This is a genomic window from Streptacidiphilus monticola (genome assembly GCF_042658505.1).
In the GTDB taxonomy this organism is placed as follows: Bacteria; Actinomycetota; Actinomycetes; order Streptomycetales; family Streptomycetaceae; genus Streptacidiphilus; species Streptacidiphilus monticola.
Genome location: NZ_JBHSQJ010000173.1, coordinates 21,574 through 41,893, shown reverse-complemented (window position 1 = coordinate 41,893; position 20,320 = coordinate 21,574). Strand labels below are relative to the sequence as shown.

General features: G+C 71.1%; 13 protein-coding genes and 1 tRNA gene. 6 read left to right on the top strand and 8 right to left on the bottom strand.

Annotated features, from left to right (window positions below; genetic code table 11):
* Positions 1-75: 75 nt before the first annotated feature.
* Together ACFP3V_RS30505 and ACFP3V_RS30500 are read right to left on the bottom strand one after the other, a co-directional pair.
* On the bottom strand, positions 76-711 hold the full coding sequence (locus tag ACFP3V_RS30505) for a response regulator (RefSeq protein WP_380590634.1): 636 nt from the start codon (positions 709-711) through the stop codon (positions 76-78).
* Positions 708-1,856, bottom strand: coding sequence for a sensor histidine kinase (locus ACFP3V_RS30500; protein ID WP_380590631.1), 1,149 nt, complete (start codon positions 1,854-1,856; stop codon positions 708-710). The genes ACFP3V_RS30505 and ACFP3V_RS30500 overlap by 4 nt, the downstream gene beginning before the upstream one ends.
* 159 nt (positions 1,857-2,015) lie before the next feature.
* Between ACFP3V_RS30500 and ACFP3V_RS30495 the strand changes: the two genes are divergently transcribed.
* The 5 genes from ACFP3V_RS30495 to ACFP3V_RS30475 all read left to right on the top strand — a co-directional run bounded on the left by ACFP3V_RS30495 (position 2,016) and on the right by ACFP3V_RS30475 (position 10,998).
* Positions 2,016-3,068 (top strand): FtsX-like permease family protein, encoded by a 1,053-nt coding sequence (locus ACFP3V_RS30495; RefSeq protein WP_380590628.1) that lies wholly within the window; start codon positions 2,016-2,018, stop codon positions 3,066-3,068.
* The gene (locus tag ACFP3V_RS30490) at positions 3,065-3,757 is read left to right on the top strand and encodes an ABC transporter ATP-binding protein (protein ID WP_380590625.1); all 693 of its coding nucleotides are present in this window, start codon (positions 3,065-3,067) and stop codon (positions 3,755-3,757) included. The genes ACFP3V_RS30495 and ACFP3V_RS30490 overlap by 4 nt, the downstream gene beginning before the upstream one ends.
* A 104-nt stretch (positions 3,758-3,861) precedes the next feature.
* Positions 3,862-4,584, top strand: a complete 723-nt coding sequence (locus ACFP3V_RS30485) for a VIT1/CCC1 transporter family protein (RefSeq protein ID WP_380590657.1) — start codon at positions 3,862-3,864, stop codon at positions 4,582-4,584.
* Between the two features lie 374 nt (positions 4,585-4,958).
* A complete protein-coding gene (gene gltB, locus ACFP3V_RS30480) occupies positions 4,959-9,542 on the top strand; it encodes a glutamate synthase large subunit (RefSeq protein WP_380590622.1) in 4,584 nt (1,527 codons plus the stop codon).
* Complete coding sequence (locus tag ACFP3V_RS30475; RefSeq protein WP_380590619.1) at positions 9,535-10,998, top strand: glutamate synthase subunit beta; 1,464 nt, start codon at positions 9,535-9,537, stop codon at positions 10,996-10,998. Before gltB ends, ACFP3V_RS30475 begins: the two co-directional genes overlap by 8 nt.
* A gap of 361 nt (positions 10,999-11,359) precedes the next feature.
* Here the strand turns inward: ACFP3V_RS30475 and ACFP3V_RS30470 are convergent, their stop codons facing one another.
* The 3 genes from ACFP3V_RS30470 to ACFP3V_RS30460 all read right to left on the bottom strand — a co-directional run bounded on the left by ACFP3V_RS30470 (position 11,360) and on the right by ACFP3V_RS30460 (position 15,695).
* Positions 11,360-13,177 carry a phospholipase C gene (locus ACFP3V_RS30470; protein WP_380590616.1) on the bottom strand — a complete coding sequence of 606 codons (1,818 nt, stop codon included), beginning with the start codon at positions 13,175-13,177 and terminating at the stop codon, positions 11,360-11,362.
* 104 nt (positions 13,178-13,281) lie between these two features.
* A complete protein-coding gene (gene efeB / locus ACFP3V_RS30465; RefSeq protein ID WP_380590654.1) occupies positions 13,282-14,505 on the bottom strand; it encodes an iron uptake transporter deferrochelatase/peroxidase subunit in 1,224 nt (407 codons plus the stop codon).
* Positions 14,506-14,507: 2 nt separating this feature from the next.
* Positions 14,508-15,695 (bottom strand): EfeM/EfeO family lipoprotein, encoded by a 1,188-nt coding sequence (locus ACFP3V_RS30460; protein ID WP_380590613.1) that lies wholly within the window; start codon positions 15,693-15,695, stop codon positions 14,508-14,510.
* A gap of 203 nt (positions 15,696-15,898) precedes the next feature.
* Between ACFP3V_RS30460 and pyk the strand changes: the two genes are divergently transcribed.
* Complete coding sequence (gene pyk / locus ACFP3V_RS30455) at positions 15,899-17,341, top strand: pyruvate kinase (RefSeq protein WP_380590611.1); 1,443 nt, start codon at positions 15,899-15,901, stop codon at positions 17,339-17,341.
* 177 nt (positions 17,342-17,518) lie between these two features.
* On the opposite strand, the gene ACFP3V_RS30450 is transcribed toward pyk, so the two are convergent.
* The 3 genes from ACFP3V_RS30450 to ACFP3V_RS30440 form a co-directional block, all read right to left on the bottom strand.
* On the bottom strand, positions 17,519-19,162 hold the full coding sequence (locus tag ACFP3V_RS30450; RefSeq protein WP_380590608.1) for an APC family permease: 1,644 nt from the start codon (positions 19,160-19,162) through the stop codon (positions 17,519-17,521).
* A 191-nt stretch (positions 19,163-19,353) separates the two neighbouring features.
* Entirely contained in the window at positions 19,354-20,118 is a 765-nt protein-coding gene (locus tag ACFP3V_RS30445; RefSeq protein ID WP_380590605.1) for a helix-turn-helix domain-containing protein, read from the bottom strand.
* A gap of 93 nt (positions 20,119-20,211) precedes the next feature.
* Positions 20,212-20,294 (bottom strand) — tRNA-Leu (locus ACFP3V_RS30440).
* Positions 20,295-20,320 lie beyond the last annotated feature (26 nt).

The following is a 20,320-nucleotide window of genomic DNA, read 5'->3' as shown; positions in this document are numbered from 1 at the left end:
CCGAAGGCCGGGGAAGGCGGGGAGGAACGACGCAGGTCCCCTGCGGAGCCGCCCGAACCATCCGCCGGACGGCCCCTAACGGGCGCGGATGAGGCCGGTCTGCAGGGCGGCGGCGATGGCGGCGGAGCGGTTGGTGACGCCCAGCTTGTCGTACAGGTGGACCAGGTGGGTCTTCACGGTGGCCTCGCTGATCATCAGCCGGCGGCTGATCTGACGGTTGCTCAGGCCCTCCGCGATCAGCCCCAGTACCTCCTGCTCACGCGGCGACAGGGCGGGGTGCCGCGCGCGCACGCGCCCCAGCAGGCGGGCCGCCACGGGCGGGGCGAGGACCGTCTCGCCCCTGGCCGTCGCCGTGATGGCGGCCGCGAGGTCCTCCGGCGGGGCGTCCTTGAGCAGGTAGCCCGTGGCGCCGGCCTCCACCGCGGCGAGGATGTCGGCGTCCGTGCTGTAGGTGGTGAGCACCAGCACCCGGGGCGGATCGGGCAGCGCCGCGATCCGGCGGGTCGCCTCGACGCCGTTCATCGTCGAGTCGGCGGGGCCCATCTGAAGGTCCATCAGCACGACGTCCGCCTCCCGCTCCGCGAGCAGGCGCAGGGCCGCCGCGCCGTCGGCGGCCTCGCCCACCGGCTCCACGCCGGGGAGTTCGTCCAGCAACGCGCGCAGTCCCTTGCGGACCACGGGGTGGTCGTCCACCAGCAGCACACGGATCACGAGACCTCCCGGGCGGCGACGGGCAGGGACGCGGCCACGACCGTGCCCTCGCCCGGGGCCGACTCGACGCTCACACCGCCGCCCAGCTCACCGATCCGCTGGCGCATCCCGTGCAGCCCGAAGTGCTCACCCGGGCGCACGAGTTGCGGGTCGAAGCCCACGCCGTCGTCGAAGACGTCGAGGGTCACCTCGTCGTCCTGGTAGGCCAGGGTCACCGCGGTCCGCTCCGCCTTCGCGTGGCGGCGGACGTTGGCCAGCGCCTCCTGCGCCAGCCGAAGCAGCGCCACCTCCGCCTCCACCGGCAGCGGCACGGGCTCGCCCTCCAGGCGGAACTCGACATCGGCACCCGCGGCGAGGCGGCGCAGCGCCTCGGTCAGGCTGACGTTCTCCAGCTGCACCGGACGCAGGTCCGCGACGAAGCGCCGGGCCTCGGCGAGGTTCGCGGCGGCCGTCTCCTCGATCTCGCGCAGGCGGGACGGGTAGTCGGCCGGGGAGGCGGTGCGGGCCAGCAGCACGATGCTGGACAGGCCCTGGGCCAGGGTGTCGTGGATCTCGCGGGACAGGCGCTGGCGCTCCGCCAGCCGGCCGGCCTCGCGCTGGGACGCGGCCAGCTCGTCCCGGGTGCGTATCAGGTCCTCGATCAGGCGCTGGCGGCGGCCGCTCTCCCGATACAGCGCCTGGTAGCCGTAGGCGGTGAGGAGGGCCACCAGCGCGCCGGCGCAGGGGCCGATCACCTTGGCGGCGGTGAGCCCGCCGCCCGTCTGCGCCTGAGCGGCGACGACCGCGGCGGTCAGCAGACCGACGCCGGGGACGGACCAGCGGCGGGGCAGTAGGTGCAGGCAGAGGAAGTAGAGCGGGAAGGCGACGTACCCGGTGCTCGGCTCGGCCAGCACCAGCAGGATCCAGAGCAGGCAGAGCAGGGCCAGCCAGAGCCCGGCGGGCACCGGCAGCCGCCGCCCCGCGAGACCGCCGACGGCATAGGTGACGGCGAGTGCGGCGCCCAGCCCCCAGCCCAGGGCGCTGCCCGACCCGGTGGCCAGGCCGATGGCGAGCAGCACGTAGAACAGCACGTGCAGCGCCAGCCGGACAACGCGCAGGGCGCGCGTCTCGGCGGCGTGCTCGGGGGGTTCGACGGTGCGGCTCATGCCCTCGACCCTACGTGCCCCGACCAGGCGTTCCGCAGTTGTCCACATCCACCTTTCGGTTGATGCGGGAACCACTCCTCTCCCTGATGGCAGGCAGCCCGCGACCGGCGACGGTGGAGTACGTCCCGCCGTCGGCCTCGACCTCAGGAGTTCCCTCCCGTGTACCTCGCCCTGCGCGACCTCCGCTTCGCCCGGGGCCGCTTCGCCCTGATCGGCGTGGTGGTCACCCTGATCACGACGCTCGTGGTCTTCCTCTTCGGGCTGACCGGCGGCCTCTCCGACGCCGCCTCGGCCGCCGTCGCGAAGCTCCCCGCCCGGCAGCTCGTCTTCGGCGACAGCGGCGGCCCGCCCGCCTTCAGCAGCAGCTCCCTCAGCCTCCAGCAGCAGGCCCGTTGGCAGTCGGCGGCGTCCGCCCAGCCGCTCGGCGCGGCCATGAACCGGTTGACGGACACTCAGGGCGCGCTCGCCGTCAGCCTGTTCGGCGCCGAACCGGACCTGCTGCCGCCCGTGCGTGAGGGCCGCGCGCCCACCGCCGGGCAACTCGCGGTCGGCGTCCGGACCGCCCGGGAGCGGCACCTCCGCCTCGGCGACCGGGTCCAGCTCGCGGGCCGGCCGCTCACCGTCGCCGCCCTCGTGGACGAGCGCTCCTACGCCCACGCGCCCACGGTCTGGACGGACTTCGCCACCTGGCGGCAGCTCACCGGTCAGAGCCGCCCCACCGTCCTCGCCGTCCTCGGTCCCGTCGACGCCCGGGCGCTGGACGCCGCCACCGGCACGCACACCCTGCCCCGCGCCGACGCCCTCTCCGCCATCGACGGCTACTCCGCCGAGCAGGGCAGCCTCCGCATGATCCAGGGCTTCCTCTTCGCCGTCAGCGCCCTGGTCGTCGGCGCCTTCTTCACCGTCTGGACGATCCAGCGCGGCCCCGACATCGCCGTGCTCAAGGCCGTCGGCGCCGCCACCGGCTACCTGGTCCGCGACGCCCTGGGCCAGGCCCTGGTGCTGCTGCTCGGCGGCAGCGCCCTGGGCGCGGCGCTCGGCTTCGCCGCCGGAGCGGCGGCGCGCTCGGGCGGGCTGCCGTTCACGCTGGGCGCGGGCACCGCCGCCGTCCCCTTCGCCGCCCTGGTGCTCCTCGGCCTGCTCGGGGCCGGGCTCGCCGTCCGCAGGATCACCTCCGTCGACCCCCTGACCGCCCTCGGAGCAGCCCGATGAGCCTCGCCCTCGCCGATGTCGTCCTCAGCTACCCGGACGGTGACCGCCGCCTCACCGCCCTGGACCGCGTCGGGGTGGAGGTCGCCCGGGGCGAACTCGCGGCTGTCGTCGGCCCGTCGGGCTCGGGCAAGTCCAGCCTGCTCGCCGTCGCCGCGACGCTGCTGCGTCCCGACGCGGGCCGGGTGGTGATCGCCGGCCGGGACACAGGCGGCCTGAGTGAGCGTCAACGGACGGAGCTGCGGCGGGAGTCCGTCGGGATCGTCTTCCAGCAGGCCAATCTGGTCCCGTCGCTCACGGCGGTGGAGCAGCTGCTGGCCATGGCCCATCTCCGCGGCCGCAGGCCCCGCGAGGCCCGGGCGCGCGCCGAGGCGCTGCTCGAGCGGGTCGGCCTGACCGGAGCGCAGCGGCGGCGCCGTCCCCACCAGCTGTCCGGCGGCGAGCGCCAGCGGGTCAACCTGGCCCGTGCGCTCTTCTCCGGACCGGCCGTGCTGCTGGTGGACGAGCCGACGTCCGCCCTCGACCACGAGCGCGGCGCGGACGTGATGCGACTGCTGGTCGAGGTGACCCACGAGCACCGCACGGCGACCGTCCTGGTCACCCACGACCGGTCGCTGCTGCCGTCTGCGGACAGCATTTACGAAATGGCCGATGGAAAGCTCACGGCCCTCGCTGCCGCCGTCTCCGAATAAGGAAAGGAATACCTAACTTCGCAGGTCAAAGGGTAGGTTAGGCAGTACTGGCTTGCTGGAATGAAATCCCCGGGCGCACTAGTTTCGGGTATGTGACCACGATGATGAGCGCCCAGGACATAGCCGAGACCGCCGAAGCCTACGCACACACCCACCGCGACGTGAACGGCGGCTGGCTCCGCCCCGCCGTGTTCGGCGCCATGGACGGGCTGGTGTCCAACTTCGCCCTGATGTCCGGCGTCGTCGGCGGCGCCGCGAGCAGCAGCGTCGTGGTGCTGACCGGTCTGGCCGGCCTCGCCGCCGGTGCCTTCTCCATGGCGGCCGGCGAGTACACCTCGGTCGCCTCCCAACGGGAGCTGGTGCAGGCCGAGTTGGAGATCGAGCGGCTGGAGCTCAAGCGCAACCCCCAGGAGGAGCTGGCGGAGCTGGCCCAGCTCTACGTCGAGCGCGGGGTCGAGCCCCGGCTCGCCTTCGAGGTGGCGCAGCAGCTGACCCGCGACCCGGAGCAGGCGCTGGAGGTGCACGCCCGCGAGGAGATGGGGATCGACCCGCACGACCTGCCGAACCCGCTGGTGGCGGCGGTCTCCTCGTTCACGGCCTTCGGCCTGGGCGCACTGCTTCCGCTGCTGCCCTACCTGCTCGGTGCGACCTCGCTGCTGCCGGCCCTGGCGCTGGCGCTGGTCGGCCTGTTCCTGTGCGGGGCCGTGGTCAGCAAGGTGACCGCGCGCAGCTGGTGGTTCAGCGGTCTTCGGCAGCTCGCCCTCGGCGGTGCGGCGGCCGGGATCACCTTCCTCCTCGGCCATCTGATCGGCTCCCACGTCGGCTGACCCGTCCTGCGCCATTGCCGGACTGTCACCCTGACCTGGGAGCCTGCGACAGATTGGCGCTTGACGGGGCCGGAGGCAAGGGTGGTGTTACTCACACCGTGCAGCCATGTGAACCCTCTGTTTCAGGGCAGGGGTATTCGGGCAGACTTGCGAGGACGCTCGCACGCCCCGACTCTGGCGGTGAGACGTCGCGGATGCCCGGTCCGGCCTGCACCCTGGGTTCGCACCGCCTGCGGTCCACATCATGGACTCGAAAATCCACCTTGTGGAATGTTAGGCATCATGTAACCTGCACGAAATCGCATGACGGGCCAGCGTCGTCCCAGATGCGCATGTGAACACAGACCATGCTGATCACGACGACGGGAGAGCCCATGCTGCCTGCGTCCTCGCGTCCCGCGCCCCGTCCCTACGCGGCGCTTGCGGACGGGCGTCCCGCCCCCCAGGGCATGTACGACCCCAGCCTTGAACATGACGCCTGCGGCGTCGGCTTCGTGGCCTCTCTGAACGGTGCCGCCGAGCACCGCATCGTCGAGCAGGGCCTCACCGTCCTGCGGAACCTCGAGCACCGGGGCGCCACCGGCTCCGAGCCCGACTCCGGCGACGGAGCGGGCATCCTCACCCAGATCCCGGACGCGTTCCTGCGCGCCCAGGTCGCCTTCGAGCTCCCCGCCCAGGGCGCGTACGCGGTCGGCATCGCCTTCCTCCCGGACGAGGACGCCGCCGCCGCGGCGGCCGTCTCGCAGATCGAGACCCTCGCCGCCGAGGAGGGCCTGCGGGTCCTCGGCTGGCGCGAGGTCCCGGTCACCCCGGACCTGCTGGGCACCACCGCCCGCTCGGTCATGCCGCGCTTCCGCCAGCTCTTCGTGGCGGACGCCGCCGGACAGAAGACCGGGCTGGAGCTGGACCGGATCGCCTTCGTGCTGCGCAAGCGCGCCGAGCGCGAGGCCGGCGTCTACTTCCCGTCGCTGTCCGCTCGCACCCTGGTCTACAAGGGCATGCTGACGACCGGTCAGCTGGAGCCCTTCTTCCCGGACCTGTCCGACCGCTCCTTCGCCTCGGCGATCGCGCTCGTGCACTCCCGGTTCTCCACCAACACCTTCCCGAGCTGGCCGCTGGCGCACCCCTACCGCTTCGTCGCCCACAACGGTGAGATCAACACCGTCAAGGGCAACCGGAACTGGATGCGGGCCCGCGAGTCCCAGCTGGCCACCGACCTGATCCCGGGCGACCTCGAGCGGATCTTCCCGATCTGCACCCCGGACCACTCCGACACCGCCTCCTTCGACGAGGTGCTGGAGCTGCTCCACCTCGGCGGCCGCTCGCTGCCGCACGCGGTGCTGATGATGATCCCGGAGGCGTGGGAGAACCACGCCACCATGGACCCGGCCCGGCGCGCCTTCTACCAGTTCCACTCGAACCTGATCGAGCCCTGGGACGGCCCCGCCTGCGTCACCTTCACCGACGGCACCCAGATCGGCGCGGTCCTCGACCGCAACGGCCTGCGCCCCGCCCGGTACTGGGTGACCGAGGACGGTCTGGTCGTGCTCGCCTCCGAGGTCGGCGTCCTGGACATCCCCCAGGAGAAGGTCGTCCGCAAGGGCCGGCTGCAGCCGGGCCGGATGTTCCTGGTCGACACCGCCGAGCACCGCATCGTCGACGACGAGGAGATCAAGTCCGCCCTCGCCGCCGAGCACCCGTACCAGGAGTGGCTGCACGCCGGCTCCATCACGCTCGACGCGCTGCCCGAGCGCGAGCACATCGCGCACACCCACGCCTCGGTGACGCGCCGTCAGCAGACCTTCGGCTACACCGAGGAGGAGCTGCGGGTCATCCTCGCCCCCATGGCGAAGACCGGGGCCGAGGCCCTGGGCTCGATGGGCACCGACTCGCCGATCGCCGCCCTGTCCGCCAAGCCGCGGCTGCTGTTCGACTACTTCACCCAGCTGTTCGCGCAGGTCACCAACCCGCCGCTGGACGCGATCCGGGAGGAGCTGGTCACCTCCCTGTCCTCCAACCTCGGCCCCGAGGGCAACCTGCTGCACGCCGAGGCCGCCTCCTGTCGCTCCGTCGTCGTGCCCTTCCCGGTCATCGACAACGACGAGCTGGCCAAGCTGGTGCACATCAACGCGGACGGCGACCTGCCGGGCCTGAAGGCGGTCACGCTCTCCGGGCTCTACAAGGTTTCCGGTGGCGGTGCCGCGCTCGCCAAGCGCCTGGAGGAGATCGCCGCCGAGGCCGACGAGGCCATCGCCGACGGCGCCCGCCTCATCGTCCTGTCGGACCGCCACTCCGACGCCGAGCACGCGCCGATCCCGTCGCTGCTGCTCACCTCCGCGGTGCACCACCACCTGATCCGCACCAAGCAGCGGACCAAGGTCGGCCTGATCGTCGAGGCCGGGGACGTGCGCGAGGTCCACCACGTCGCGCTGCTCATCGGCTTCGGCGCCGGAGCGGTCAACCCTTACCTGGCCATGGAGTCCGTCGAGGACCTGGTCGCGCAGGGCACCTTCATCACCGGCGTCGAGCCGGAGAAGGCCATCCGCAACCTGATCAAGGCGCTGGGCAAGGGCGTGCTGAAGGTGATGTCCAAGATGGGCATCTCCACCGTCGCCTCCTACCGCGGCGCCCAGGTCTTCGAGGCCATCGGCCTCAGCCAGGAGCTGGTGGACCGTTACTTCGCGGGCACCACCACCAAGTTGGGCGGCATCGGTCTCGACGAGATCGCCAAGGAGACCGCCGCCCGGCACGCCCAGGCCTACCCCGCCTCCGGCATCCAGAACGCCCACCGGCGTCTGGAGATCGGCGGCGAGTACCAGTGGCGCCGCGAGGGCGAGCCGCACCTGTTCGACCCGGAGACGGTCTTCCGCCTCCAGCACTCCACCCGCACCAAGCGGTACGACATCTTCAAGCAGTACACCGCCCGCGTGAACGAGCAGTCCGAGCGTCTGATGACGCTGCGCGGCCTGTTCGAGCTGAAGAAGGGCGTGCGCCCGCCGGTGCCGCTGGAGGAGGTGGAGCCGGTCAGCGAGATCGTCAAGCGCTTCTCCACCGGCGCCATGTCGTACGGCTCGATCTCGCTGGAGGCCCACGAGACCCTCGCCATCGCCATGAACCGGCTGGGCGGCAAGTCCAACACCGGTGAGGGCGGCGAGGACCCGGAGCGCCTCTACGACCCCGAGCGCCGCTCGGCGATCAAGCAGGTCGCCTCCGGCCGCTTCGGCGTCACCAGCGAGTACCTGGTCAACGCGGACGACATCCAGATCAAGATGGCCCAGGGCGCCAAGCCCGGCGAGGGCGGCCAGCTCCCCGGCCACAAGGTCTACCCGTGGGTCGCCAAGACCCGGCACTCCACCCCGGGGGTCGGCCTGATCTCCCCGCCGCCGCACCACGACATCTACTCCATCGAGGACCTGGCGCAGCTGATCCACGACCTCAAGAACGCCAACCCGCAGGCCCGCATCCACGTGAAGCTGGTCTCCGAGGTCGGCGTCGGCACGGTCGCGGCCGGCGTGTCCAAGGCCCACGCGGACGTCGTGCTGGTCTCCGGCCACGACGGCGGCACCGGCGCCTCCCCGCTCACCTCGCTCAAGCACGCGGGCGGCCCCTGGGAGCTCGGCCTCGCCGAGACCCAGCAGACCCTGCTGCTCAACGGCCTGCGTGACCGGATCGTGGTGCAGACCGACGGCCAGCTCAAGACCGGCCGCGACGTCGTCATCGCCGCGCTGCTCGGCGCGGAGGAGTTCGGCTTCGCGACCGCCCCGCTGGTGGTCTCCGGCTGCATCATGATGCGCGTCTGCCACCTGGACACCTGCCCCGTCGGCGTCGCCACGCAGAACCCGGTGCTGCGCGAACGCTTCAGCGGCAAGCCGGAGTTCGTGGTGAACTTCTTCGAGTTCATCGCCGAGGAGGTCCGCGAGCTCCTGGCCGAGCTGGGCTTCCGCTCCATCGAGGAGGCCGTCGGCCACGCCGAGTACATCGACGCCGAGCGCGCGGTGGACCACTGGAAGGCCAACGGACTCGACATCGCCCCGCTGCTGCACGTGCCCGCGCTGCCCGAGGGCACCCCGCTGCACCGGGTCGTCGAGCAGGACCACGGCCTGGACAAGGCCCTGGACAACCAGCTGATCGAGCTGTCCGCGGACGCGCTGGAGCGCGGCGAGGCCGTCCGCATCCAGCTCCCCGTGCGCAACGTCAACCGCACCGTCGGCACCATGCTGGGCCACGAGGTGACGAAGCGTTACAAGAGCGCGGGCCTGCCCGAGGGCACCATCGACATCACCCTGACGGGTTCGGCGGGCCAGTCCTTCGGCGCCTTCCTCCCGTCCGGCATCACCCTGCGGCTCGAGGGCGACGCCAACGACTATGTCGGCAAGGGCCTTTCGGGCGGCGTCGTGATCGTGCGGCCGTCCCGCGACGCCTCCGCCATCGGCGCCGACGCGCAGAACCACGTCATCGCCGGCAACACCATCGGTTACGGCGCGACGAGTGGACGGGTCCACCTGCGCGGCAAGGCCGGCGAGCGCTTCGCGGTCCGCAACTCCGGTGCGACGCTGGTCGTCGAGGGCGTGGGCGACCACGGCCTGGAGTACATGACCGGCGGCCGGGTCGTCATCCTCGGCGAGACCGGACGCAACCTGGCGGCGGGCATGAGCGGCGGCATCGCCTACGTGCTCGACCTGCGCCCGGCCAACGTCAACGGCGGCATGGTGGGCATCGAGGCCCCCGACGCGGCCGACCGCGAGTGGCTGCGCGAGACCGTGCAGCAGCACTACGAGGAGACCGGCTCGACCGTGGCCGCCGAGCTGCTGGCCGACTGGGGCAGCGGCGTCTCCCGCTTCTCCAAGATCATGCCGACCGACTACAAGGCAGTGCTCGCCGCCAAGGAAGCCGCCGAGCGAGACGGGCTCTCCGAGTCCGAGACCACCGCGAAGATGATGGAGGCGGCCAATGGCTGACCCGAAGGGCTTCCTCACCACGCCCAAGCAGCTCGCCGAGCGGCGGCCGGTCGAGGAGCGCGTCCGCGACTGGAACGAGGTCTACGTCGAGCGCAGCCTCCTTCCGATCATCACCAAGCAGGCCGGCCGCTGCATGGACTGCGGCATCCCCTTCTGCCACAACGGCTGTCCGCTGGGGAACCTGATCCCCGAGTGGAACGACCTGGCCTACCGGGACGACTGGTCCGGCGCGATCGAGCGGCTGCACGCCACCAACAACTTCCCGGAGTTCACCGGGCGGCTGTGCCCCGCTCCGTGCGAGTCGGCGTGCGTGCTCGGCATCAACCAGGACGCCGTGACCATCAAGAACGTCGAGGTCACCATCATCGACAAGGCCTGGGACAACGGCGCCGTCGCGCCGCAGATCCCGGACCGCCTGTCCGGCAAGACCGTTGCGGTCATCGGCTCCGGCCCCTCGGGCCTGGCCGCCGCCCAGCAGCTGACCCGGGCCGGGCACACCGTGGTGGTGTACGAGCGCGCGGACCGCATCGGCGGTCTGCTGCGGTACGGCATCCCCGAGTTCAAGATGGAGAAGCGCCACGTCAACCGCCGCGTCGAGCAGATGCGCGCGGAGGGCACCCGGTTCCGCACCGGCGTCGAGGCCGGGGTGGACGTCAGCGGCAAGCAGCTGCGCGAGCGCTTCGACGCCATCGTGATCGCGGCGGGCGCGACCACGGCGCGCGACCTCAACGTGCCGGGCCGCGAGCTCAAGGGCATCCACCAGGCGATGGAGTACCTGCCGCTGGCCAACAAGGTCCAGGAGGGCGACTACGTCGACTCCCCGATCTCGGCCAAGGGCAAGCACGTCGTCGTCATCGGCGGCGGCGACACCGGCGCCGACTGCGTCGGCACCGCCCACCGGCAGGGCGCGGCCTCCGTGACCCAGCTGGAGATCATGCCCCGCCCGAGCGAGGAGCGCCCGGCGGGCCAGCCCTGGCCCACCATGCCGATGGTGTTCAAGGTGACCTCCGCCCACGAGGAGGGCGGCGAGCGGGTCTACTCCGTCAACACCACCCACTTCACCGGCGACGAGGACGGCAACGTCCAGCAGCTGCACCTGGTCGAGGTCGTCTTCCGGGACGGCCGCTTCGAGCCGATCCCCGGCACGGAGCGGGCCATCCCGGCGCAGCTGGTCACCCTGGCCATGGGCTTCACCGGCACGGACCAGAAGAACGGCCTGCTGGAGCAGCTGGGCGTCGAACTCGACGCACGCGGTAACGTTGCCCGCGACGGGAAGTTCGCCACGAACGTCGACGGAGTCTTCGTGGCCGGTGACGCCGGACGCGGCCAGTCGCTGATCGTCTGGGCCATCGCGGAGGGCCGCTCCGCGGCCAAGGCGGTGGACTCCTACCTCTCCGGCCGTCCCTCGACGCTGCCGGCCCCGATCCGCCCGACGGACCGTCCGCTGACGGTCTGACGGGCTGCTCAACCGCGAATCCACCAGAGCCGCTGGACTCACGCGGAGCACCCCTGGCACCTGCCTCTTGTCCCCGACCAAGGTAAGAGGCAGGTGCCGACGTGCGTTCGCACCTCCGGGGGCACGAGGACCCCGGCCTTCGGGCGAGAGGTGCCTCCGGCGCGGGCATGCCACTGAGGGAGCAACCAGGCACTCCCTGGGCGGGGCGAGAACCGGTGCGGCGAACCACCTCTCGGGGAGGTCCATCCCCCACATGGGGTCGGACCTCCCCGAGAGGTGGGCTGTTCGCGCCGTGTCCTCGCCCGCGTGAGGAGGTGCCTGGTTACTCCCTCAACGGGGTGTTGCTCGCGCCGTCCCGCCCCTACAGGGCGCGGCGGCGGCGCATGGTCCAGTTGACGGCGCCGGCGGCGGCGACCGCCGCGCCGAGGCCGACCGCGATCCAGGTCTGGCTCGTGGAGCTGTCCGCGGTCGCGGACGAGTTGGAGAAGGTCACGGCTGACGGGGTGTCACCGGCCACGCTCGCCGGCAGGACGCCGACCGCGGAAACCGAGCCGTTGGAGTTGAGGAGTACCTTCTTGCGGTTCGGGTGGCCGAAGTCGAACGCGTTCCGCAGCGAGCCCGCCGTGGCGTCGAAGGACGAGTCGCCGATGCGGCCGGTGCGCCAGTTGTCCTCGATGAACTTCAGGATCGACGTCTGCGTCGTGAACGTGTGGTCGACGTGGTTCACCTTGGCGTACGGCGAGATGACCAGCAGCGGCTGGCGCGGGCCGGGGCCGCAGCGGTCGGCGTAGCCGCCGGCCGCGGCCGCGCCCTGGCAGGCGGGGGAGTCGTAGGACACGCCGTTGGACACGGTCTGGTCCTGCGAGCCGTTGGTCGGGTCGTGGTAGACGTGGTCGTACCAGCCGTCCGAGTCGTCGTAGGCGATGACGACCGCCGTGGAGTTCCACTCGGGGGAGGACTCCAGGGCGTTGATCTCCTTGACCAGGAAGTGCTGCTCGTCGATCGGGTCCGAGTAGGCCGCGTGGCCGTCCTGGTACTCGCCGGCCTTCAGGAAGCTGACCGCCGGGAGGTTGCCCGCCGCCAGCGCCGCGTCGAAGTCGGTCAGGTCGTACTCGTGGTTCGCCGGGCCGTTGTTGCCGATCTCGGCCACCGACGACGGGGCGGTGTGGTGCGGGTTGGACGTGGACTTGTAGTACTCGAACGGGTTGTGGTGCGGGCTGTAGTCCGCCACCGTCGCGCCGCCGAGGTTGGTGTGGGTCGCGCCGCACACCGCGTAGCCCGTGCCCGTGTAGGGCTTGGTGGGACGGAAGCCGCCCTGGAACCAACCCCAGGTCACGTGGCGGTCGTTGAGCAGGTCACCGATGTTCCGGCCCTGCATCGCCGCGAGCGCGTTGGCGCTGGTGTGGTTGCTGTCCGAGCAGTCGTCGTACGCCGGGTCCGGGTCGGCGGTGACCGTGCCGACGCCCTGCGCGTTCGGCGAGTGGACCGTGTACGAGTCCGGCGTCGTGGTCTGCGTCGGGTTCTCGGTCGAGCCGTTGCCGGTCACCGAGACCACGCCGTGCGTCTGACCGGAGATCAGGTTCAGCGCACCGGGGGTGGAGGGGCCGTACACGTCGCTGAACGAGTTGTCGTTCAACGTGTAGTTCTGCGCGTAGTTCCACAGCGCGGTGACGGTGTTGCCGTCGTAGTAGTCCATGGTCAGGCCCGGCGCCCCGAACAGGCCGCCCGAGCAGGTGTCCTTGGACGTGTACTGGACGAACTTGTCCATCTTGCCGCCGTTGGCGGCGTACTGCTCCGGGCTGTAGTTGTGGTTCTGGTCGCAGGTCAGCGCCTGGCTCGGGCTGAGCCGCTTCGGCGCGTACAGGTTCGGGTTCTGGACCAGCAGACCCGAGTTGACCAGGTTGTTGATGTGCTTCGGCGTGTCGTGCTGCGCGGTGAACGCCGTCCCGTCCGTGTTCAGCGCGGTCGGGTAGGTGCCGAAGTAGTGGTCGAAGGAGACGTTCTCCTGGAAGAGCACCACCAGGTGCTTGATCGGCGTCTGCGTGTGTACCTTGCCCGGCGTCGGCTGCCCGCCGCCGTGCGCCCAGGCGGGAGCCATGCCCGCCGCCGAGGCCAGCGCCGCCGCGCCGACCAGCGCCGCCCAACGGCGGCCGCGCCGGGCACCCTGCTTCTCAACCATCGTCGTGCACCCCTTCAGGCCTGCTGAGACTCCCCGAACTCAGGGGAGCCGCAGGCATCCAACGCGAGCCGCATGGCGGGAGGATGAACACAGGGTGGAAGCATCTATGCGAGTAGCGCACGCCCGTACCATTCCTGCCTGTCTCTCACCCCGGGCAGGGCCAGGAAGTACCCGCCTCCGAACGGCGTGATGTAGTCCGTCAGCGGCTCGCCCGCCAACCGCCGCTGCACGGTGGCGAACTGACGCTCCAGATCCTGCTGGAAGGCGCAGAAGACCAGCCCCATGTCCAGGTTGCCGTTCGCGTCCGTGCCCCGGTCGTAGTTGAAGCCCCGGCGCAGCAGCCGCTGCTGCTCCGTCGCCGCCGTGCGCGGGTTGGCCAGCCGGATGTGCGAGTCCAGCGGGATCACGTCGCCTGTCGGGTCGGCCGAGTAGCGCGGTGTGTCCGTCTCCCGCTGCCCGTCCAGCGGGGCGCCCGAGTCCTTCTGGCGGCCGAACATCCGCTCCTGCTCGTTGAGGCCGACCCGGTCCCAGAACTCCACCAGCATCCGGATCAGCCGCACCGCGAGATAGGACCCGCCCACCGTCCAGGCCGGCTCCCCGGACCCGGCGCCGATCCACACCAGCCGGTCCATCAACCGGGCGTCACCGGTGTCCGGGTTGGCCGTGCCGTCCCGGAAGCCCATGAGGTTGCGGGGAGTTCCTCGCGGCCGGGGCGGCGAGGCGAAGCCGTCGATGCGCCAGCGCACCTGCATCGCCCCCCGGGTGTGCCGGGCCACGTCCCGCAGCGCGTGGGCCAGCACATCCACGTCCGGGGCCTCCAGCTGCAGCAGGAGGTCGCCGTGGCACCAGTCGGGGTCCAGGTCGTCGTCGGGGAAGGCCGGCATCGCCGTCAGCCGCAGCGGCCGCCGGGCGGCCAGCCCGAAGCGGTCGTCGAAGAGCGAGGCCCCGACCGCGACGAGCGCGGTCAACTGTCCGGCCGGGACCTCGGGACCCAGCACGCCCGAGTCCGCCGGCGGCGCGCCGATGCCCAGCGGCTCCGGGACGCCGCCGGTGCTCAGGAAGCGCAGCCGGTCCGTCAACGTCCGGAACAGAGCGGTGAGTCCAGCCCGATCCGAGGCGGTGACGTCGAAGGCGACGAAGGCGGCGCAGCGTTGCTTCTCGCTGAGGATGCCCGGCTGGTGCACGCCGTGGAACGAGGCCGCAGCCGACGCAGCCGCCGTAGCCGGGGAGGCGGCCGAAGCCGAAGCCGAAGCCGACGCGGCCAGCGGCAGCGCCGTGCCCGCGGCCAGCGTCCCCCGCAGCACCGCACGCCGGTCCAAATCACGCAGGTTCACGACGTCCGCCTCTCGTCGCACACGGCCGCGACCGGTGCCAACTCCTCCACCAACGCGCCGAAGCGGGCGTTCAGCAGCTCCCGCTGAGCGCGCGTCACCTGCGACAGGGGCACCCCGCCCAGCGACCGCAGCTCGGCGCGGGCCGCCGACAGGGCCGCGTCCACCGGGCCGAGCGGGAGGCGTGAGGCGAGCAGGGGACGCAGCAGCGCCAGCACCTCCGCCGTCCCCTCCAGATTGGCCTGCGCCGTCCGCAGGTTGCTGCCGCTGCCTTCGTCGGTGCGGCCGGTCAGCTCGAACTCGATGGTGTTCTCCACGATCTCGTGCGCCCGCACCCCGAGCAGCTGCGGGTCGAACTGCACCGCGCTCCACGAGCGTTGCAGCGCGCGTACGTCCTGGACCAGCCGGGCGGCCGGTGCGCCCAGGGAGGCTGCCGACTCGCCGTGCCACAGGCCGTACTCCAGGCGGTGGAAGCCCGTACCGTCGTGTCCTGCCGCGTTGATCGCGGCATCCGCGTCCCCGAACGCGCCGTACGCCGCGCCCAGCCGCTCGTACGACAGGTGCGCGGTGAGCCAGTCGGCTCGGGCCCGCCCCAGGTCGCCCGCCGCCACGTCCGACTGCAGCGCCGTCACCTGCGCGAGCAGCGCGGGCAGTTGGGCGGCCACCCACTTCTGGTACGCCTGGGCCGCCGGTATCAGGTCCTGCTGCGTCACCGGGACCACCCCCGGGGTGCCCGAAGCCCCTTCCGACTGCGAGCCCGGCCCCGACACCGGGACCGCCGGCCCGGTCACCGCGTCCGTGTCCGTCAGCAGGCAGCGGAACGCGTACCGGCCCGCAGCCAGCCGGACCAGCAGCGGCCGGGACGTGCCCGCCGCCAGCCCCTCCACCTCGCCGACGACGCGCCCGCTCGACGGCTCCAGCAACTGCACGTCGGCGTTGCCGGTGCTGCTGTCCCGGAGGTCGAACACCTGCAGGCCGGTGCGTCCCGAAGACCAGCCGGCGCCGCAGCCGCCCTCCGACACGTTGACCGGGGTGTGCGGAAGTCCCGGATAGTCCACGGGAGTCGGGGCCTGGGCCGCGCTCCGGGCCGGGGAGCCGGAGAGGCCCCAGGCCACCCCGCCCGCCGTCGCGGCCACCAGCGCGACCAGGGCCGCGCTCCACACGCTGCGCCGTCGTACCTGAATCACCCGGCCGATGTTAGGCATACCTCACCCGCCCCTCCAGGGGCGGCCGGAGAATCCACTCAGAGTTCGATCCGCGTTCATCTGTACGGCGGTGTCCGAAAGATGCCCGCCGACTCCACAAAAGTTCCACCGTCCTTTCCCCGCAAGCCATCTGACGAAACGTAGGAGCGCCGCAGCTACCGCTCGGTAGCGCCTACGCTCGTGCCATGCGCCGAGCAAAAATCGTCTGTACCCTCGGGCCAGCCACCGACTCCTACGACCAGATCAAGGCACTGGTCGACGCCGGGATGGACGTGGCCCGCCTCAACCTCAGCCACGGCTCCTACGCCGAGCACGAGGACCGCTACCGCCGGGTCCGCAAGGCCTCCGACGAGGCCCGCCGCAGCGTCGGCATCCTCGTCGACCTGCAGGGCCCCAAGATCCGCCTCGACACCTTCGCCGAGGGCCCCGTCCTCCTGGAGCGCGGGGACAGCTTCACCATCACCACCGAGGACGTCCCCGGCGACCGTCACCTGTGCGGCACCACCTACAAGGGACTCCACGAGGACGTCACCCCCGGCGAGCGCATCCTCGTCGACGACGGCCGGGTGGGCCTCCAGGTCGTCAGCGTCGACGGCCCCCGCGTCCACTGCACGGTCACCGAAGGCGGCATGGTCTCCGACCACAAGGGGCTCAACCTCCCCGGCGTCGCCGTCTCCGTCCCCGCGCTCAGCGACAAGGACGTCGCCGACCTGCGCTGGGCCCTCCGCATCGGGGCCGACCTGATCGCCCTCTCCTTCGTCCGCACCGCCGAGGACGTCAAGGACGTCCACCGCATCATGAGCGAGGAGGGACGTTTCGTCCCGGTCATCGCCAAGATCGAGAAGCCGCAGGCGGTGGACAACCTCGCGGAGATCGTCGACGCCTTCGACGGCGTCATGGTCGCCCGCGGCGACCTCGGCGTCGAGATGCCCCTTGAGAGCGTTCCCATGGTGCAGAAGCGCGCCATCGCCCTCTGCCGTCGCAACGCCAAGCCGGTCATCGTCGCCACCCAGATGCTGGACTCGATGATCAACGCCTCCCGGCCCACCCGCGCCGAGGCCTCCGACGTCGCCAACGCCGTCCTGGACGGGACGGACGCGGTGATGCTCTCCGGCGAGACCAGCGTCGGCAAGTTCCCCGTCGAGACCGTGCGGACCATGAGCCGCATCGTCGCCGCGGCCGAGGAGGAGACCCTCGCCGAGGGCCTGCCCCCGCTCACCGAGTCCAGCAAGCCCCGCACCCAGGGCGGCGCCGTGGCCCGGGCGGCGGCGGAGATCGGCGACTTCCTCGGGGCCAAGTACCTCGTCGCCTTCACCCAGTCCGGCGACACCGCCAAGCGCCTGGCCCGCTACCGCTCGCCCATCCCCGTGCTCGCCTTCACCTACGAGCCCGCGGTGCGCAGCCAGTTGGCGCTCAGCTGGGGTGTCGAAACGTTCCTGGGACCGTTCGTCGAGACCACCGACGAGATGGTCGCCCAGGTCGACGCCGCGCTGCTGGCCATCGGCCGCTGCGAGATCGGCGACATCGTGGTCATCACCGCCGGCTCCCCGCCCGGCCTGGCCGGCTCCACCAACCTGGTCCGCGTCCACCACGTGGGCCAGGACGACCACCCGCGGAACTTCCGCTGACGCTCCGCCAGGAGCCGCAGAGAAGAAGGAGGGTGCGGGATCGTCCTTGATCCCGCACCCTCCCGGTCTTTCACCGGACGCCGCCGGACTTCGCCGGTCATTCGCCGTACCTCGCCGGCGTTCACCGGCTTCGCCGTACCTCGCCGGCGTGCCGTGACGTTCCGTCAGCGCCGAGGGTCAGTGGCCGCCCTCGTCCACGACCTCGACGTCCTCGATGTTCCGCTCGATGTCCGCGCCGCGCAGCGACACCGCGACGGCCCAGTAGTAGACGACCAGCGAGAACACCGCGATCAGGCCCATGTCCCACCACAGCGGGATCGTGCCGTCGCCGCCGAAGCCGCCCAGGTACGAGATCACGCCGAGACCGACCAGGTAGACCGGCAGCCACTGCGCCGCCTTCCAGTCCATGCGCGGCGCGTTCGGCTTGCCCTTGGCGATGGCGTAGGCCGCGTAGCCGCCGAGGAAGGCGTAGCCGATGACGATGGCGACGCCCAGGCGCCACAGCGTGTCCCAGCCGGACCAGTAGATGATCAGGCTCGCGATGACGAACGACACCGGGGCGATCACCTGGCCGAACGGCAGCCGGTACGGACGCTCACGGTGCGGCAGCTGCTTGCGCAGCGCGCCGTAGGCGAGCGGGGCGCCCGCGTACATCAGCACGCTGGCGGAGGTGATGAAGGAGACCAGCTGCTGCCAGCTCGGGAACGGCAGGAAGCAGATCACGCCGACGACGAAGGACATCAGCAGACCGAACCACGGAACGTCGTTGCGGTCCGTGCTCTCGAAGAGGCGAGGCGCGTAGCCGTTGCGGCTCAGGCCGTACGAGATCCTGGAGGTCGAGGTGGTGTAGATCAGGCCGGTGCCACCGGGGGAGATGATCGCGTCCAGGAACAGCACCTTGGCCAGGAAGCCCAGGCCGACCAGGTTGGCCAGACCCGCCCACGGCCCCTCGATGCCCTTGTAGGCCAGGTGCGCCCATCCGTGCACGAAGGAGGAGCCGGGCAGCGCGCCGATGTAGGAGATCTGCAGCATCAGGTAGATGGCGGCGCCGATGGCGACGGACCCGAGGACGGCCCGCGGGATGTCGCGCTTCGGGTTGCGGCTCTCGCCCGCCAGCTGGATCGCCTGCTCGAAGCCGAGGAGGGCGAAGATGATGCCGCTGGTGCTGATCGCGGCCAGGACACCCTTGGAACCGAACGGCGCGAAGCCGTGCGAGGTGAAGTTCGAGCTGTGGAAGTGGGTCGCCGAGATCACGAAGATGGCGACCAGCGGAACGAAGATCTTCCACCAGGTGGCCGCGCTGTTGGTGTGCGCGAGGATCCTGACGCCCAGGAAGTTCACGGCGACGAAGACGGCCATCAGTATCGTCGCGACGATGAAGCCCGAGGTGGTCAGCGTCTGGTCGGCGTTGAGGAAGCCGTCCGCCCAGGACCAGTGCCCGGCGTAGCCGATCATCGCCTCGACCTCGATGGGCGCGACGGTGGCGGCCTGCAGCCAGGAGAACCAGCCGAAGGACATGCCGGCGAGACCGCCGAAGGCGTAGTGCGGGTAGCGGGCGGTGCCGCCCGCGACCGGGAACATGCCGCCGAGCTCGGCGTGGACCAGGGCGAGCAGCACGATCGCGAACGCGCCGATGATCCAGGAGATGACGGCGGCGGGCCCGGCGACGACGACGGCCTTCTGGGCGCCGTAGAGCCAGCCCGAGCCGATGATCGATCCGACCGAGGCCCACATCAGGCCGATGAGCCCGACCTCCCGCCGCAGTGAGCGGCCTGAGCCGGTTGAACTGGTGGGAGGGGCAAGCTGATCGACACGAGCCATGGGTGGGCCTCCGTGTGGGTGAGGGTCCTGCGAAGAGTTGCCCCAGATTAAGCAGCGTTTCGCTGCATGCATAGATTTCGTTGCTGAATAGACACCTAACACACCCGATTTTCATACGACGTCGCCGCAGGTGGGGAGGGGTGCTCATGTCTTGAGGTTTATTTGAGAATTGCGGCCCCGGGGCTCAACTTTCAATACTTGGGCCCGATCTGAGCATCCATCAAGGCCACGGAATCGCGCCGCGCCACGGAGATGTTATAGGCGCAGCCCGCCCGGCGTGTTACACGCCAGGCCACCCCGACGGCGTCCAGGGCATCGCAGAAGATCTGCCGGATGTCGTCGGACTTGTTGGTGAAGAGGTACCGCGGGTACTCGTAGCGCTTGCCCCGCTGGACGGTCCAGTTGGTGACGCGGCAGCCGTCGGAGTGGATGAGGCCGCGCAGCAGGGCCCACGGGTGCGCCCCGACGATCTGGTGCTGCCACGGCTGCAGCGCGATCCGGCGGCTGCTCTTGAGGCCGGGCCCGTGCTGGGGGAACAGGCACGTCCAGTGCACGGAGTAGGACTTGACGACGGTGCAGCCCGTCCGCTGGGCGCGCCCCGTCCGGTAGGCCGGCATGACGGTGCGCATGGCCGTCTCGGTCGCGTCGATGATTCCCGGCCAGGCGTCGTCGAGAGTCACCGACAGGTGGTGCTGCTTGGGCTTCGAGACGATGTGGCCGTCGCCCAGATAGAGGCCGAGCAGATAGGAGTACGCCTCATGGGCCAGGGGAGTTCCGTCGCAGCGGGGGCAGGCGGAGGGTCTGGGCGGCGCGGACTCCCCCCGGCTGCGCCGGTCCTGATGGACCCAGTAGCCGATGGTGCCGCGCGGCACCCCGTATTCGGCGGAGATGATCGGATAGGGCTTCCCGGCGCGGCAGGCGGCCAGGACGAGCGTGTGTGTTTCCGGCTGGCTCATGGCTCGACTGTGGTCGGCTGGTGCTGTCGCGCGGGAGCAAAGCACAAGGGCTTCGCTCAATTGAGCGAAGCCCTTGATCGTCAGGAATACGGGTGCCGGGTGCGGGATTCGAACCCGCAAGCCCTCTCGGGCAGATGTGTTTGAGACATCCGTGTATGCCGTTCCACCAACCCGGCTTGCTGCGCGAGAAGAACCATACCGT

Excerpts from the sequence above, each read along its gene's own strand:
- ACFP3V_RS30450 (WP_380590608.1), bottom strand. The coding sequence starts at position 19,162 with ATGGCTCGTGTCGATCAGCTTGCCCCTCCCACCAGTTCAACCGGCTCA.
- ACFP3V_RS30475 (WP_380590619.1), top strand. The coding sequence starts at position 9,535 with ATGGCTGACCCGAAGGGCTTCCTCACCACGCCCAAGCAGCTCGCCGAG.
- ACFP3V_RS30485 (WP_380590657.1), top strand. The coding sequence starts at position 3,862 with ATGAGCGCCCAGGACATAGCCGAGACCGCCGAAGCCTACGCACACACC.
- ACFP3V_RS30445 (WP_380590605.1), bottom strand. The coding sequence starts at position 20,118 with ATGAGCCAGCCGGAAACACACACGCTCGTCCTGGCCGCCTGCCGCGCC.
- gltB (WP_380590622.1), top strand. The coding sequence starts at position 4,959 with ATGCTGCCTGCGTCCTCGCGTCCCGCGCCCCGTCCCTACGCGGCGCTT.
- ACFP3V_RS30470 (WP_380590616.1), bottom strand. The coding sequence starts at position 13,177 with ATGGTTGAGAAGCAGGGTGCCCGGCGCGGCCGCCGTTGGGCGGCGCTG.
- ACFP3V_RS30490 (WP_380590625.1), top strand. The coding sequence starts at position 3,065 with ATGAGCCTCGCCCTCGCCGATGTCGTCCTCAGCTACCCGGACGGTGAC.
- pyk (WP_380590611.1), top strand. The coding sequence starts at position 15,899 with ATGCGCCGAGCAAAAATCGTCTGTACCCTCGGGCCAGCCACCGACTCC.
- ACFP3V_RS30500 (WP_380590631.1), bottom strand. The coding sequence starts at position 1,856 with ATGAGCCGCACCGTCGAACCCCCCGAGCACGCCGCCGAGACGCGCGCC.